Genomic DNA, 14,789 nt, shown 5'->3' with positions numbered 1-14,789 from the left:
GACCATTCAGCAATATGAAAATACCCATTCTCATACCAAATATTTTTAATCACCCATTTACTTATGACTCTGATTTAAAACTTAAAGTAGGTGACTATGTAGTTGTACCATTTGGAAAATCTGAGCTTACAGGGGTAGTTTGGGATGAGTTTGAAAAAAAAACAAATAAAAATTTTGCAATTAAAAAAGTTGCAAGAAAACTAAATGTTCCATCTTTAAAAAAAAATACTATTAAGTTTTTAAACTGGTTCTCAGAATACAACATGATTCCAAAAGGTATGGCCTTAAAGCTTTTATTATTAAGCAGTAATGCCATAGAGGAGATTTCAAGTGAAGTTTATGAACAATTTAAAATTGATATTAAGCAAAATAAAATTGTTCTTTCAAAAGAACAAAAAAAATCTTTGAAGAAAATGAATGTTTCTAATCAAAAATTTAGAGTACACGTTTTACAGGGCACTACAGGATCTGGTAAAACTATGGTTTATTTTGAGGCCTTAAAGGATATAATTAACAAGGGTTTTCAAGGCTTAATTCTATTACCTGAAATTGGACTAACTGGTCAGTTTCAAAATAAATTTATAGAATTCTTTGGCTTTAAACCAGCTGTTTGGCATTCTGGAATAACTAAAAAAAATAAAGAAATAATATGGAGTGGAATTGCTAATGATAAAATTAAAGTTGTAATTGGTGCTCGGTCCTCATTGTTTTTACCCTTTAAGAAACTGGGATTAATTATTGTTGATGAAGAACATGATCAATCTTATAAACAGGATGAGGGTGTAATATATAATGCAAGAGATATGGCAATTTCAAGAGCATCCTTTGAAAATATTCCAATTAATTTAATAACTGCAGTTCCGTCTATTGAAACCTATGATAATATTAAAAAAGGTAAATATAGTTTATCAAAACTTGATCAAAGATATTTAAATGCATCATTACCTAATTATGAAATTATTAATTTAAATAACTCAAAATTAGAATCTCAATCCTGGATTTCAAAAGAAACAATTGAGAAGGTAAAGATTCACCTTGAAAAAAAAGATCAAATTTTATTTTTTTTAAATAGAAGAGGGTTTTCTCCACATGTGTTGTGTAAAAAATGTTTTACCAGTTATTCTTGCCCGAATTGCTCTATAAATTTGGTTTATCATAAAAATAAACAAAACTTATTATGTCACTACTGTGGATATAAAGCTTTACTAAATAGAGATTGTTCAAAAGAAGGAAAATGTGATTTTATTTTTAGTGGGCCTGGCGTTGAAAGAATATCAGAAGAAGTCAAAAAAATTTTCCCCACTAAGGAAACAACTATCTTTTCTAGCGATACTATGAATAAAAAAAGTTCATCACAAATTTTAGAAAAAATTATAAATAACGAAATCCAAATTTTAATTGGAACTCAATTAATCTCAAAAGGATTTCATTTTCCAAGTTTAAATTGTATTGTTGTGGTAGACATCGATTTATCATCACAAGGTCATGATTTAAGAGGTGCAGAAAAGAATTTACAATTATATCACCAACTCTCAGGTAGAGCAGGAAGGACAGGAAAGCCTGCAACGGTTTATTTTCAAACTTACAATTTAGATACAAAGATGATTACAGATATTACAAATAAGGATCCAGATATTTTTTTGGATAAAGAACTTGAAATTAGAAGAGAAAATAATCTTCCACCTTTTCAAAGATTTATTGCTTTAATAATTACAGGTAACAATGAAAGAGAACTTGAAAAAGAAGCTTATAAATTTAAAACTTTTATAGAAGGTGCTGTGGATGGCAGAGTTCTCGGACCTGTGAATGCACCTATATTTAGATTAAAAAGAAGATTTAGAGTGAGACTTTTGATTAGGGGACGAAAGTCTTTAAAAGTCCAAAATTCACTAGCAAAAGCCATTCAAAAATTTAAATTTACCACTGGAATGAAACTAACGGTTGATGTTGATCCAATAAACTTCAATTAATAGACAAAAACAACACTTTTAGACAATGTGTGACTTGAAGAGCTTATGGTCATATGTTAATTAAAGCAGAATTTTAATAAATCTTCAATTATTTATAAGGAACAGTAAATTGAGCAAAAATAAAGGTTTTTCAGAAACATCAGCTGACAGATACTCTCTGGCGCTTTATGAATTAGCTATAGAAGCTAATGTGTTAAATGAGGTTGAAGTACACTCTGCTTCAATTATTAATTTAATTGCTTCAAGTGAAGATTTTAAGTCTTTAATTAAAGATCCTACAAATAATAAAGAAGATCAGCTTAATGCTCTAAGCAAAATTTCAGAACAATATAAATTAAATGAATTATTAACAAAATTTTTAAGATTTCTAATATCTAAAAGAAGGTTCTTTTATGTAGATAAAATTTTAAAAAGCTTTGTTGAAACATGCTCAATTAAAAGAGGTGAATTAAAAGCAGAATTGACTTCTGCAAAAGATCTTTCTGAAAATGAAATTAACAATATAAAAGAAGAATTAACTAAAAATTTTAGTTCAAAAATAAAATTAAACTACAAACATGATGCAAGTTTAATTGGGGGTTTGATTGTGCAAGTCGGAAGCACAATGGTGGACACTTCCATTAAAAATAAATTACAACAACTCGAAAATAGGATGATAGAGGCATAAATGGATATAAACCCATCAGAAGTAACAAAGATATTAAAAGAGCAAATCAAAAAATTCGGTGATAAAGCAGAAGTGACTGAGGTTGGTCAAGTTTTATCAGTAGGAGACGGTATTGCTAGAGTATATGGATTAGACAACGTTCAAGCTGGAGAGATGGTAGAATTTTCTGACGGATCAAAAGGAATGGCTCTAAACTTAGAAAGTGAAAATGTTGGAGTTGTAATTTTTGGAGATGATAGAAAAATTAAAGAAGGTGATGTTGTTAAAAGAACAGGAAGTATTGTTGATGCACCTGTTGGAAAAGAATTATTAGGAAGAGTTGTTGATGGATTAGGAAATCCAATTGATGGCAAAGGTGCTTTAGATAAAGCAACAAAAAGAAGTAGAGTTGAAGTAAAAGCTCCAGGAATTATCCCAAGACAATCTGTTAGTGAGCCAATGCAAACAGGTTTGAAGTCAATTGATAGTCTAGTTCCAGTTGGAAGAGGACAACGTGAATTAATTATTGGTGACAGACAAACGGGAAAAACTGCAGTTGCCATTGATGCAATCATTAACCAGAAAAAAATAAATGAATCTGGCAATGAGAAGCAAAAACTTTATTGCATCTATGTCGCTATAGGCCAAAAAAGATCTACAGTTAGACAAATTCAAAAAACTTTAGAAGAAGCTGGTGCAATGGAATACACAACAATTGTAGCTGCTACCGCTTCAGATGCAGCGCCACTTCAGTTCTTAGCGCCCTATACAGGCTGTACTATGGGTGAATACTATAGAGATAATGGTATGCATGCATTAATAATTTATGATGATTTATCTAAACAGGCTGTAGCTTATAGACAAATGTCACTTTTATTAAGAAGACCTCCAGGAAGGGAAGCGTACCCAGGGGATGTATTTTATTTACACAGTAGATTACTTGAAAGAGCTGCTAAGCTAAGTGATGAGCATGGAGGAGGATCATTAACTGCTCTTCCAATAATTGAAACACAAGGCGGAGACGTATCAGCATTTATTCCAACTAACGTGATCTCAATTACTGACGGACAAATATTTCTTGAAACAGATTTATTTAACCAAGGTATTAGACCAGCGATTAACGTTGGTTTATCTGTTTCTAGAGTTGGATCTGCAGCACAAACAAAAGCAATGAAAAAAGTTTCTGGTTCAATGAAACTAGAACTTGCTCAATATAGAGAAATGGCTGCCTTTGCACAATTTGGATCTGATTTAGATGCATCAACGCAAAAACTTTTAAATAGAGGTTCAAAGCTAACTGAACTTCTAAAACAAAAACAATATTCTCCAATGACAGTTGCTGAACAGGTAATTTCTGTTTTTTGTGGAGTTAAAGGTTATTTAGATGATGTAGAGCTTAAGGATATTGCTGCTTTTGAATCTAAAATTATAGAAAAATGTAAATCTGAAAAGCCTGAAATTTTCGAATCTGTTTCAAGCTCAGGTAAGCTTGAAGAGGATACTGAAAAACTATTAGTGGAAACAATAATGGAACTCAAGAAAAACTTTAATTCTTAAAATATGGCAACGCTAGACGACTTAAAAAAAAGAATAGCAAGTGTAAAGTCTACACAGAAAATTACCAAAGCCATGAAAATGGTTGCAGCTGCTAAACTTAGAAGGGCACAAGAAAATGCTGAAAAGGGAAGACCTTATTCTGAAAAGATGAATAATATTATTCTTAATTTATCTAGTGGTATTTCTGATAAGGAAAATGCACCTAAGTTACTTTCAGGAACAGGTGAAGAGAAGGTGCACTTATGCATTATTTTAACATCTGATCGTGGTCTATGTGGTGGTTTTAATACAAATATTATTAAAAAAGCTAAGGTTTATTTTAAAAAAATATCCAATGAAGGAAAAACTTTAAAAATTATAACCGTAGGATCTAAGGGTTATGATCAATTAAAGAGAGTTTACAAAGATGATATTGTTGAGAGAATATCGTTTAAAGATTCAAAAACTATTAATTATTTAGATGCTGAAAAAATAGGAAAGTTGATAATTGAAAATTTTGAAAAAAAAGAATTTGATGTATGTACGATTTTTTACAATAAATTTAAAAATGTAATTACTCAAATACCCCAAGAACAACAAATAATACCTTTAAAAACTCCTGAAGTAGAAGGAAACTCTTCTGATGATAATTATGAATTTGAACCAGATGAAGATGAGATTTTAAGCAACTTATTGCCTAAAAATATATCTACGCAGATTTTTAAAGCAATGTTAGAGAATTCAGCTAGCGAACAGGGTTCAAGAATGAGCGCAATGGACAGTGCAACTCGGAACGCGGGTGAAATGGTTGACAAGCTTACTATTGAGTATAATAGAAGTCGTCAAGCAGCTATTACAAAAGAACTAATTGAAATCATATCAGGAGCGGAAAGTTTATAATTATGAGCAAAGGAAAAATTACACAAATTATTGGAGCAGTAGTAGACGTCAAATTTGAAGGAGAATTACCAGAAATTTTATCAGCATTAGAATGCAAAAATGGTGATAACAGATTAGTTTTGGAAGTTGCGCAACACCTTGGAGAATCAAGTGTTAGAACAATTGCAATGGATGCTACAGAAGGATTAAAAAGAGGAGACGAAGTAACTGCTACAGGCTCTCCTATTATGGTTCCAGTTGGTCCTGAAACTTTAGGAAGAATTATAAATGTAATAGGTGAACCTATTGATGAAAAAGGTGAAGTTAAAACAAAAGAAAAGTGGCCAATCCATAGAGCGGCACCTGAATTTAGTGATCAATCAACAGAAACGGAAATTCTAGTTACAGGAATTAAAGTAGTTGATCTATTAGCACCATATGCCAAAGGTGGAAAAATTGGTTTATTCGGAGGTGCGGGTGTTGGTAAAACAGTACTTATTATGGAATTAATTAATAACGTAGCAAAAGCACATGGTGGATTTTCAGTATTTGCAGGAGTTGGAGAAAGAACTAGAGAAGGAAATGACCTTTATCATGAGATGATAGATTCAGGAGTTATTAAACCTGAGGGACCAGGGTCAAAAGCAGCACTAGTGTATGGACAAATGAATGAACCTCCAGGAGCTAGAGCAAGAGTTGCCTTAACAGGTTTAACTGTAGCTGAGTATTTTAGGGATCAAGAAGGACAAGATGTACTTTTCTTTGTTGATAACATCTTTAGATTTACCCAAGCAGGCTCAGAAGTTTCTGCACTATTAGGAAGAATTCCCTCAGCCGTTGGATATCAGCCTACACTTGCAACAGATATGGGTAACCTTCAAGAAAGAATTACAACAACTAATAAGGGATCAATCACATCTGTGCAGGCGATTTATGTACCAGCAGATGACTTAACTGATCCAGCACCTGCTACATCTTTTGCTCACCTAGATGCAACAACTGTATTATCTAGACAAATAGCTGAAATTGGAATTTATCCAGCAGTTGATCCTTTAGATTCTACTTCTAGAATTTTAGATCCAAGAATAGTTGGAGATGAACATTATAGGGTTGCTAGAGAAGTACAAAAAATTCTTCAAACTTACAAATCCCTTCAAGATATTATTGCAATTTTAGGAATGGATGAACTTTCTGAAGAAGACAAATTAACAGTAGCAAGAGCCAGAAGAATTCAAAGATTCTTATCACAACCTTTCTTTGTTGCAGAAGTCTTTACAGGCTCACCTGGAAAACTAGTAGATTTAGAATCTACGATCAAAGGTTTTGCAGCAATTTGTAATGGTGAGTATGATCATTTACCAGAAGCTGCATTTTATATGGTAGGAACAATTGAAGAAGCTGTAGAAAAAGCAGAAAAAATGGCGAAAGATGCAGCTGCATAATGAGTGAAGAGTTTAAAATAGAAATAGTAAACCCTGAAAAATCTTTTCTTTCAAAAGAAGATGTAACAGAAGTTGTTGTGCCTGCTTTTGAGGGAGAAATGGGGATTTTAAAAGACCATATCTCGATTATTTCATTCTTAAAACCTGGAATTATTAAAATATTTTCTAAATCTGGAGAAGAAAATTATTATGTTGAAGATGGAATTGTTGAATTTAAGAATAATAATTTATCAGTACTAACAAGCTCTATTTTTAATATTAAAGATATTGATAAAGATAAAATTAGTGAGATGCTTACGCAAGCAGAGGAACACTCAAAAAATAATGAAATTACAGATCAAAATAAGTATTTAGTGGATCAAAAAATTGATGTGTTAAAAACTCTTAATTAATAATCTCTTTTACTTTTTTTTTAACATCTTCATACACGTGCAATTTAAAGTCTACAACTAGGTCGGTTATATTTTCGAGATCAATCCACTTCCATTCACAAAATTCTGGATTTTTAGTTTTAATATCAATTTCACTATCTTGTCCTAAAAATCTCATTACAAACCATTTTTGTTCTTGACCTCTATATTTACCTTTCCAGATAATTCCCAATAAATCCTTAGGTAACTTGTAAGAGATTAGTCCATGCAGTTCTTTAATTAGACCTACATTCTTAATGCTAGTTTCCTCTTCTAGTTCTCGATAAGCAGCAGTTAAATAGTCTTCACCGTTATCAACACCACCTTGAGGCATTTGCCAAAAATTTTTTTGATTATCTATTCTTTTTGCAACAAAAACTTGATCTTTTTTATTTAATACAACAATTCCAACCCCACTTCTAAGAGGTAAATCTAAATTTTGGTTTGTCATTTATCCACCAAGTAGTTTTAAAGCAAAGTTTAATTGATTATCTGTTTCAGAATTAAATTTAAAATTCTCTGAACCTTCTACTACCTCTATATCAGGTGTTACACCTACTTCAGAAATAGATTTACCCGAGGGTAGATAATATTTTGCAATTGTTAATCTGATAGCACCTCTATTCCTTAAAGGTATTATTGATTGTACGGAACCTTTTCCATAGCTGTTTTCCCCAAGTATAATAGCTCTTTTATGGTCTTTTAATGCACCAGCTACTATTTCTGATGCTGATGCAGATCCATAGTTAATAAGTATAATTAATGTTTTACCGTTTGTTATATCTCCTTTTTTTGCAAACCATTTTCTGTTTTCTGAAACCTTTCGACTTTTCGTTGAAACAATTTCACCATTTTCTAAAAAGAAGTCTGAAATTTTAATTGCCTGAGAAAGTAAACCACCAGGATTATTTCTTAAATCCAAAATATATCCTTTTAGTTCTTTATTTTTCTTTAGGTTATTAACTTTTTCTTTAATTTGTTCACTACTATTTTCGTTAAAGGAAGTGAGCCTAATATAACCAATATTATTGTTTATAAGTTCAGATTTGACTGATTGAACCTCAATAATTTCTCTTGTTATATTAAAGATCAATGCTTTTTTGACACCACGTCTTCTAACGGTAATTTCAATACTTGATCCAACAGGTCCTCTCATTAAATCAACCCCTTCCATTAATGATTTTCCCTGCACCTGCACATTATTAATTTTTACAATATAATCACCAGCTTTTAATCCAGCTTTTGAGGCGGGTGTATTATCAATTGGAGAAATTACTTTTATAACACCTGCCTCCATGCCAACTTCAATACCAAGTCCACCGAATTCACCACTTGTTTCAGTTTGCATGCCTTCAAAACTTTCAGGAGTCATGTAAGCGGAATAGGGGTCTAGAGATTGTAGCAATCCATTTATAGCAGCATCCATACTTTTAGATTGATCTACTTCATCAACATACTCTTTATTAATTTTTTCAAGCACCTCACCAAATAAGTCTATCTTTTTATATATATCAAAATTTTCAGAAAAACTTTTTTCAAAAACAAATAAGGAAATAATAAAAAAAAAGGGGATTTTTTTTATCATTTTTATATCATTACTTTTTCTTTAGGAATTAGCTCAGACCATATTTTTTCAAGTTCATAAAATTTTCGTTTATCCGGATTAAATATATGAACGATCAAATCAATGCCATCAACTAACTTCCAGTCTAAACTTTCTTTTCCTTCTATTTTAGAATTTTTAACCCCATTGGCTCTTAGTTTTTCTAATACCTGTTCTGATAAGGCTTGAATATGTCTTGAAGAAGTTCCACTCGCTATGATCATGTAGTCTGCCATTGAACTTTTATTCTTAAGATCAATAGAAATTATGTCTAATGCCTTGTTGGAGTCTAGCGTATCTAATATAATTTTTTTTAGATTTGTATTTTTTTTCATCTATTAAATAAACCTTATCAAACTTTTCTTAATTGAGAAGATGAAATATTAACTTTATTGAAATTAACAAAAGTTAAGTTTTTTTTATTTGCTCCAGTAAAAGTCACTGACTTTAATGACCTAGCCTTATACCCTTGACGGTCGAATACTAGAATATTGCATTTTTTTATAATAGATTTCCATTTATACCATTTGTGAAAATTTATGAGATTGTCAGCACCCATAATGAAATAAATTTCGTTTTTTTCCTCTTTGCTTAAATGTTCAATTAAATCAACTGTTCTGTTAGAGCCTATCTTTTCTTCATAAAACTTTACTTTAATATAATCATTTTTGCCTATTAATTTTTTGGCAAATTGCATTCTGCTTCTTAAGCTTGATTTACTTTCATTTTTAAATGGATTTTTTTTTGTAATTGCCCAAACAATATTCTTTAGTTCAAACCTTTTTTTTGCCTGCTTCGATATCTCTAAATGCCCCTTATGCGCTGGATCAAATGTACCACCTAAAATACCAATTTTCATTTTTTCAGGTTTCAATTTATTTTCTAGTTTGACCGTTGCTAACAATCTCATATTTGTAAGAAATAAGCTGACCTAATCCCACAGGCCCTCTTGGAGGAAGAGTGTTTGTTGAGATACCAACCTCTCCACCAAACCCAAACTCTCCACCATCAGCAAACTGTGTTGATGTGTTATGCATAGCTATTGAGCTTTTGACATCTTTTAAAAATTTTTTAGCAGTCTTTTTATTTTTAGTAATTATAGAATCTGTATGCATGGTTCCATATTTGTTAATATGATTGATTGCTTCTTCACAATTTTTTACAGTCTTTACGGATACTGTTGCTGCCAAGTATTCTGTAGACCAGTCCTTCTCTTTAGCAATAGAAATTTTTCCTTTATAATGTTTATTTAAAAAACTATCCCCATATATTTTACAGTTATTTTCTTCTAGTTTTTTTAAAATAGGATTACAAAATTTTTTAACAATTTTTTCATGAAGTAAAATTGTTTCAGTAGCACCACAAATACCGGTATTTCTTAATTTAGCATTATAGATGATATCTATAGCCATCTTTAGTTCTGCATCTTTATCTACAAAGGTGTGACATAGACCTTCTAAATGTCCAATAATAGGTACGGTTGAAAACTCTTGAACTCTTTTTACTAAATTTTTTCCACCACGAGGTATGATCACATCAATATAATCTTTCATTCTTGAAAGCATATAATCAACCATTTTTCTATTTTTAGAGTCTACAAATTGAATAAAATTTTCATTAACCTTATTTTCTTTGAGAGCTTTTCGAAATAATCTAGCTAAAATTTTATTAGTGTTTATTGCTTCTGACCCACCTTTTAAAATTACAGCATTTCCAGACTTAAAACATAAGCTAGCAACATCAGAAGTAACATTGGGTCTACTTTCGTAAATAACACCAATAACTCCAATGGGTATAGACACTCTTTTAATTTTTAATCCATTAGGTCTACTCCATTTTTCAAGAGTATTATCAATAGGATCTTTTAGTTTAGTAATTTTATTTATTGAGTCTTTTATATTATCTATTTTTTTATGATTAATAGTTAGTCTATCGATTAAATTATTTTTTAATCCTTTTTTTAAAGCAAATTTTATATCTTTTGTGTTTGCTCTAATTATAGAATCCCTCTCTTTATCTAATAATGAGGCATATCTAGTTAGAATTTTATTTTTTACTTTAGTATTAATTTTTTCAAGAGCTGCTTTTTTTGCATTTTGTCCTTTTAAATTCATATATTGACTCATTTTATACCCCTACCATATCATCTTTATGTATAACTTCTGATTTAGCAACATATCCTAATATTTTTTCAATTTCTTTAGATTGGTGCCCCATAATTCTTAATATCTCATCAGATGAGAATGAACTTAAGCCTCTAGCACATTCAGAATTTTTTTTATTTAAAACTTTTATGTGGTCACCTTTTTTAAATTTACCAGATACTTTTATAATTCCAGCTGCCAATAGGCTCTTACCATTCGAAAGTGCTTGTGTAGCGCCATCGTCAATAATAATTTCTCCTTTAGGTGAAATTGAACTGATAATCCATTTTTTTCTAGCATCTAATTTGGATATTTTTGGCAAAAACCAAGTACAGTTATTATCTTTAATTATTTTTTTAATAGGTCTCATTAACAGGCCATTAGCTATTACCATTTGGCATCCTGATAGTTGACAGATTTTTGCTGCATCAATTTTAGTTTTCATTCCACCTGTCCCATATTCGCTAACGCTCTTAGTTGCAATTTTTTCTATATCTTTATCAATATTTTTTATTTCTTTTAATAGTTGTGCATTTTTATAAATTTTTGGATTTTGAGTATAAAGACCATCAACATCAGAAAGAAGTATCAGTGAGTCAGCCCCAGATATTTGTGCTACTCTAGAAGCTAGTCTGTCGTTATCACCATATTTAATTTCTGTAGTTGCTATAGTATCATTTTCATTAACAATAGGCACAAAGCCTAATTGAAATAAATTATCAAAAGTTCTTTTTGCATTCAATGCCCTTCTTCTTTGTTCTGTATCTTCCAATGTAAGCAAAATTTGAGATATATTAATTTTTTCTTTAACAAAGGTTTCTGAAAATAAATTCATAAGCCCAATTTGCCCGATAGATGCTACAGCCTGACTTTTATCAATTTTAAGATTTTTTTTATTTAAGTTAAGTTTTTTACAACCTATTGCAATAGCACCTGAGCTTACAATAATAATTTTTTTGTTTTCTTTAATTAATTCACGAATATCTTTGGCAAATTCAGAAAGCCATTTCTTTCTAATTTTTTTATTCTCATCAATTAATAAAGAGGAGCCAATTTTAATTACAATTATTTTAGAGTCCTTAAGATACATATGAGAGCAATTTAGCTTTAATTTTTGATATAGATCCTTTCTCTAGCGTTGATAGAGTTACCACTTCAGATTCTTTATCCTTAGAAAAATTTTTCACAATCTCTTCCACTTCTTCTTTATCTAATAAGTCTGTTTTATTTAATACAATTATTTCTTTTTTATCCAGAATTTTTTTACTGTAACTACCAAGCTCTTTTTTTACTTGTTGGTACGTATTTTCAATATTTTCATCAGTAATATCTATTAAATGCATTAATGTTTTGCATCTTTCTATGTGTTTTAGGAATTGAATTCCAAGACCCACACCTTCATGCGCACCCTCAACTAGTCCAGGTATGTCAGCTAAAGTTATTTCTTTATCATCATAAATTGCAACACCAAGGTTTGGGTTTAAAGTTGTAAACTTATAATTTGCTATCTTAGGTGTGGCATTTGTAATGGCTGCTAGCAAACTAGATTTACCTGCGTTGGGTAAACCTACAATACCAACATCAGCAATAGTTTTTAACTGAAGCCAAATCACATATTCTTCACCTATGGCACCTTTTGTAAATTTTTTTGGAGCCCTATTTGTAGAGCTTTTAAATCTAGTATTCCCAAGGCCACCCTTACCACCTTTAGCTACAATAAATTCTTCACCTTCTTTTTTAAAATCATAAATTAAAGTTTTATTATCTTCTTCAAAAACTTGTGTGCCTATTGGAACTTTTAAAAATAAATCTCCTCCTCCATGACCTGTACGATTTTGTCCAGAACCGTTCACTCCTCTTCCAGCTTTGTGATGTTGTTGAAATCTGTAATCTATAAGAGTATTTAAATTTCTTTCTGATCTTAGGAATATGGTACCACCTTTACCTCCATCGCCACCATCAGGTCCACCGTACTCAATGAATTTCTCCCTACGAAAACTAGGAGAACCATGCCCACCATTGCCGGCCTTTACATAAATTTTTACTTGATCTAGAAACTTCATATTACAACTGTTGATTTTTTAGTTGTACTACTAATTGGGTTTTACAGAAACGAACGTTCTATCTAATCTACCTTTTTTAAACACAACTTTTCCTTCAACAACAGAAAAAATTGAATGATCTTTTCCCATTCCTACGTTTTCACCAGGAAAAATTTTAGTCCCTCTTTGTCTAACAATTATGTTTCCAGGAATTACTACTTCACCACCGTACTTCTTAACGCCCAGTCTACGACCAGCACTATCTCTTCCATTTCTCGATGATCCACCTGCTTTTTTTGTAGCCATAATTTACCTAATTTATTTATTTACTGCTTTAGCTTCAACTTTAGTTTCTACTTTTTCAATTTTTTTAGTAGGTTTAACCATTTTTTCCGCTTCAGATAAAATTTTACCATCTTTAGAAAATATTTTACTAATTCTTATTAATGAATATTGCTGTCTATGACCATTTTTTCTTCTAGAATTTTGTCTTCTTCTTTTTTTGAAAATTAATATTGTTCTATTTTTTCCATTTTCAACAAGATCTGCTTCAACTTTTGCACCCTCAACTGTTGGTGAGCCAACTTCAATATTTTTATCATCCCCGTAGGCTAGGATTTCTTTAAATTCTATCTTAGTTTCAAGCTTAGAATCCTCTAATCTTTCAATTTTAAGGATTTCGCCAGCTTTTACTTTGTACTGTTTTCCACCTGTTTGTATGATTGCGTATGACATTTTAATCTTTTTTTTATAAGCAGCAATATAGTCGGGAGCCTATTATAGTCAAGTCCGAATAAGCTAGAAATTGTCCTTTAAATCCCTCAGTTTTGAAAAGGTTTCTATATTGCTTGACCTAAGAAAAATATTACACTCCAATTCATCTTTAATAGTAGATGGAATAGTCGAAAGGCCAGCTTTTAATTTTATTTTTATATCATTTAATTTAACTTTGAGATTTTCATTATTTTCATCGTGAACCATACAAAACTTTGAATTTTGTAGTGTATATTCATGACCACAAAAAACTTTTGTATTTTTTGGTAGCTTTTTTAGTTTCTTCAAGGAATCAAACATCTGGGTATATGTCCCTTCAAATATCTTTCCACAACCTAAAGAAAAAAGAGTATCTCCAGTGAAAACAGATTCATCTTTGTAAAAATAGAAACATATATGACCAAGTGTATGTCCTGGAATGTGAATTATTTTTGCTTCAAAGTTTTTATGTATCCAGGTTTCTTGATCATTTACTAGTATATCTATTCCTGGAATTCTTTCCCTATCTCCTTCATATCCAACAACACTTGCTCCATACTTTTCTTTTAATTTTTGATTTCCTCCTACATGGTCATAATGATGATGTGTATTTAATATAAACTTTAATTTAATTTGGGAATTTTCTAGGTATTTAATAATAGGTTCAGCTTCACTGGGGTCAACCACACAAGCAATATTATTTTCTTCATCAATTATCAAATAAGAGTAGTTATCTTGCAAGCAGGGTATTATTTGAATCTTCATTTATTTCTCAATTAAAAAAATTCCTAACTCAGCTGATAAATTTTTTATATTAAGGTTTGCCTCATTAATAAAAGAAGCTTTTTCATTGTGAAGAGCCAATGCTTTATCTAATTTAATATCTCTATCATGGCAGAACTTATAAAAATCTTTAATTGTACACATGTGAATATTGGGAGTGTTATACCATTCATCAGGTAGATTTTTTGTAATTGGCATTGTTCCTTTGATTAACAGGTGGAGTCTTGCTTTCCAAAACCCAAAATTTGGCACAGTAACAATCGCTTTTTTCCCCACTCTTAATAGCTCCTGAATAACTATTTCTGGATTTAGGAAAGCTTGAAGTGTTTGGCTTAATATTACAAAATCAAAAGAACTATTAGGAAATTGATAAAGGTCTTTTTCGGCATCTCCCTCGATTACAGTTAGACCTTTGCTTACGCATTTTTGAGAGTTAACTTTAGAAATCTCAATCCCTCTTATGTCTATTTCTTTATTTTTTTGTAGAAACTCCATTAATGTTCCGTCTCCACATCCAACATCTAAAACTCTTGTATTTTTTTCAATAAAATCTGAAATTATTTTAAATTCTTGTTTCATCT

Annotated in this window: 17 protein-coding genes; 6 read left to right on the top strand and 11 right to left on the bottom strand. The window is 30.8% G+C overall.

All coding sequences use genetic code 11. From position 1 onward, the window contains the following. Positions 1-14: 14 nt before the first annotated feature. From priA to atpC, 6 genes are all read left to right on the top strand, one after another. Positions 15-1,970, top strand: a complete 1,956-nt coding sequence (priA, locus tag ABXT65_RS06315; RefSeq protein ID WP_415323166.1) for a primosomal protein N' — start codon at positions 15-17, stop codon at positions 1,968-1,970. Positions 1,971-2,079: 109 nt separating this feature from the next. Continuing rightward, a complete protein-coding gene (gene atpH, locus ABXT65_RS06310) occupies positions 2,080-2,637 on the top strand; it encodes an ATP synthase F1 subunit delta (protein WP_415323164.1) in 558 nt (185 codons plus the stop codon). Then, positions 2,638-4,173 carry a F0F1 ATP synthase subunit alpha gene (gene atpA / locus ABXT65_RS06305; protein WP_415323162.1) on the top strand — a complete coding sequence of 512 codons (1,536 nt, stop codon included), beginning with the start codon at positions 2,638-2,640 and terminating at the stop codon, positions 4,171-4,173. It abuts the gene before it with no gap. A gap of 3 nt (positions 4,174-4,176) precedes the next feature. Further along, positions 4,177-5,052 carry a F0F1 ATP synthase subunit gamma gene (locus tag ABXT65_RS06300; protein WP_415323160.1) on the top strand — a complete coding sequence of 292 codons (876 nt, stop codon included), beginning with the start codon at positions 4,177-4,179 and terminating at the stop codon, positions 5,050-5,052. 2 nt (positions 5,053-5,054) lie between these two features. Next, positions 5,055-6,473, top strand: coding sequence for a F0F1 ATP synthase subunit beta (atpD, locus tag ABXT65_RS06295; RefSeq protein WP_415323158.1), 1,419 nt, complete (start codon positions 5,055-5,057; stop codon positions 6,471-6,473). Continuing rightward, positions 6,473-6,865: an ATP synthase F1 subunit epsilon gene (atpC, locus tag ABXT65_RS06290; RefSeq protein ID WP_415323156.1), complete on the top strand. Its 393-nt coding sequence runs from the start codon at positions 6,473-6,475 to the stop codon at positions 6,863-6,865. The genes atpD and atpC overlap by 1 nt, the downstream gene beginning before the upstream one ends. Here atpC and ABXT65_RS06285 read toward each other — a convergent pair. From ABXT65_RS06285 to metW, 11 genes are all read right to left on the bottom strand, one after another. Further along, positions 6,858-7,334 (bottom strand): RNA pyrophosphohydrolase, encoded by a 477-nt coding sequence (locus ABXT65_RS06285; protein ID WP_415323154.1) that lies wholly within the window; start codon positions 7,332-7,334, stop codon positions 6,858-6,860. The two genes, atpC and ABXT65_RS06285, sit on opposite strands and share 8 nt — an antisense overlap. After that, on the bottom strand, positions 7,335-8,468 hold the full coding sequence (locus ABXT65_RS06280; protein WP_415323152.1) for a S41 family peptidase: 1,134 nt from the start codon (positions 8,466-8,468) through the stop codon (positions 7,335-7,337). Between the two features lie 2 nt (positions 8,469-8,470). Continuing rightward, complete coding sequence (gene rsfS, locus ABXT65_RS06275) at positions 8,471-8,821, bottom strand: ribosome silencing factor (RefSeq protein WP_415323150.1); 351 nt, start codon at positions 8,819-8,821, stop codon at positions 8,471-8,473. Positions 8,822-8,838: 17 nt separating this feature from the next. Next, the gene (gene nadD / locus ABXT65_RS06270; protein ID WP_415323148.1) at positions 8,839-9,396 is read right to left on the bottom strand and encodes a nicotinate (nicotinamide) nucleotide adenylyltransferase; all 558 of its coding nucleotides are present in this window, start codon (positions 9,394-9,396) and stop codon (positions 8,839-8,841) included. Further along, positions 9,362-10,612, bottom strand: a complete 1,251-nt coding sequence (locus tag ABXT65_RS06265; protein ID WP_415323147.1) for a glutamate-5-semialdehyde dehydrogenase — start codon at positions 10,610-10,612, stop codon at positions 9,362-9,364. The genes nadD and ABXT65_RS06265 overlap by 35 nt, the downstream gene beginning before the upstream one ends. Position 10,613: 1 nt before the next feature. Next, positions 10,614-11,720 (bottom strand): glutamate 5-kinase, encoded by a 1,107-nt coding sequence (proB, locus tag ABXT65_RS06260; protein ID WP_415323145.1) that lies wholly within the window; start codon positions 11,718-11,720, stop codon positions 10,614-10,616. Beyond that, on the bottom strand, positions 11,710-12,693 hold the full coding sequence (cgtA, locus tag ABXT65_RS06255) for an Obg family GTPase CgtA (protein ID WP_415323143.1): 984 nt from the start codon (positions 12,691-12,693) through the stop codon (positions 11,710-11,712). Before cgtA ends, proB begins: the two co-directional genes overlap by 11 nt. A 30-nt stretch (positions 12,694-12,723) precedes the next feature. Next, positions 12,724-12,978, bottom strand: coding sequence for a 50S ribosomal protein L27 (rpmA, locus tag ABXT65_RS06250; protein WP_271525759.1), 255 nt, complete (start codon positions 12,976-12,978; stop codon positions 12,724-12,726). Between the two features lie 12 nt (positions 12,979-12,990). Then, positions 12,991-13,407, bottom strand: coding sequence for a 50S ribosomal protein L21 (gene rplU, locus ABXT65_RS06245; RefSeq protein WP_415323141.1), 417 nt, complete (start codon positions 13,405-13,407; stop codon positions 12,991-12,993). A gap of 63 nt (positions 13,408-13,470) precedes the next feature. Continuing rightward, a complete protein-coding gene (gloB, locus tag ABXT65_RS06240) occupies positions 13,471-14,190 on the bottom strand; it encodes a hydroxyacylglutathione hydrolase (protein WP_415323139.1) in 720 nt (239 codons plus the stop codon). Beyond that, the gene (gene metW, locus ABXT65_RS06235; protein ID WP_415323137.1) at positions 14,191-14,787 is read right to left on the bottom strand and encodes a methionine biosynthesis protein MetW; all 597 of its coding nucleotides are present in this window, start codon (positions 14,785-14,787) and stop codon (positions 14,191-14,193) included. It lies immediately after the preceding gene. Positions 14,788-14,789 lie beyond the last annotated feature (2 nt).

The organism is Candidatus Pelagibacter sp. Uisw_127 (genome assembly GCF_047722515.1).
Classification (GTDB): Bacteria; Pseudomonadota; Alphaproteobacteria; order Pelagibacterales; family Pelagibacteraceae; genus Pelagibacter.
Note: the sequence above shows the minus strand (reverse complement) of the source record. Positions and strands in the feature narration are given on the sequence as shown.

Bases quoted from the DNA above. Each gene is read 5' to 3' on its own strand.
- ABXT65_RS06300 (WP_415323160.1), top strand. From the start codon at position 4,177: ATGGCAACGCTAGACGACTTAAAAAAAAGAATAGCAAGTGTAAAGTCT.
- atpA (WP_415323162.1), top strand. From the start codon at position 2,638: ATGGATATAAACCCATCAGAAGTAACAAAGATATTAAAAGAGCAAATC.
- proB (WP_415323145.1), bottom strand. From the start codon at position 11,720: ATGTATCTTAAGGACTCTAAAATAATTGTAATTAAAATTGGCTCCTCT.
- rpmA (WP_271525759.1), bottom strand. From the start codon at position 12,978: ATGGCTACAAAAAAAGCAGGTGGATCATCGAGAAATGGAAGAGATAGT.
- rplU (WP_415323141.1), bottom strand. From the start codon at position 13,407: ATGTCATACGCAATCATACAAACAGGTGGAAAACAGTACAAAGTAAAA.
- atpD (WP_415323158.1), top strand. From the start codon at position 5,055: ATGAGCAAAGGAAAAATTACACAAATTATTGGAGCAGTAGTAGACGTC.
- metW (WP_415323137.1), bottom strand. From the start codon at position 14,787: ATGAAACAAGAATTTAAAATAATTTCAGATTTTATTGAAAAAAATACA.
- ABXT65_RS06265 (WP_415323147.1), bottom strand. From the start codon at position 10,612: ATGAGTCAATATATGAATTTAAAAGGACAAAATGCAAAAAAAGCAGCT.
- rsfS (WP_415323150.1), bottom strand. From the start codon at position 8,821: ATGAAAAAAAATACAAATCTAAAAAAAATTATATTAGATACGCTAGAC.
- priA (WP_415323166.1), top strand. From the start codon at position 15: ATGAAAATACCCATTCTCATACCAAATATTTTTAATCACCCATTTACT.
- gloB (WP_415323139.1), bottom strand. From the start codon at position 14,190: ATGAAGATTCAAATAATACCCTGCTTGCAAGATAACTACTCTTATTTG.
- cgtA (WP_415323143.1), bottom strand. From the start codon at position 12,693: ATGAAGTTTCTAGATCAAGTAAAAATTTATGTAAAGGCCGGCAATGGT.
- ABXT65_RS06285 (WP_415323154.1), bottom strand. From the start codon at position 7,334: ATGACAAACCAAAATTTAGATTTACCTCTTAGAAGTGGGGTTGGAATT.
- atpC (WP_415323156.1), top strand. From the start codon at position 6,473: ATGAGTGAAGAGTTTAAAATAGAAATAGTAAACCCTGAAAAATCTTTT.
- ABXT65_RS06280 (WP_415323152.1), bottom strand. From the start codon at position 8,468: ATGATAAAAAAAATCCCCTTTTTTTTTATTATTTCCTTATTTGTTTTT.
- nadD (WP_415323148.1), bottom strand. From the start codon at position 9,396: ATGAGATTGTTAGCAACGGTCAAACTAGAAAATAAATTGAAACCTGAA.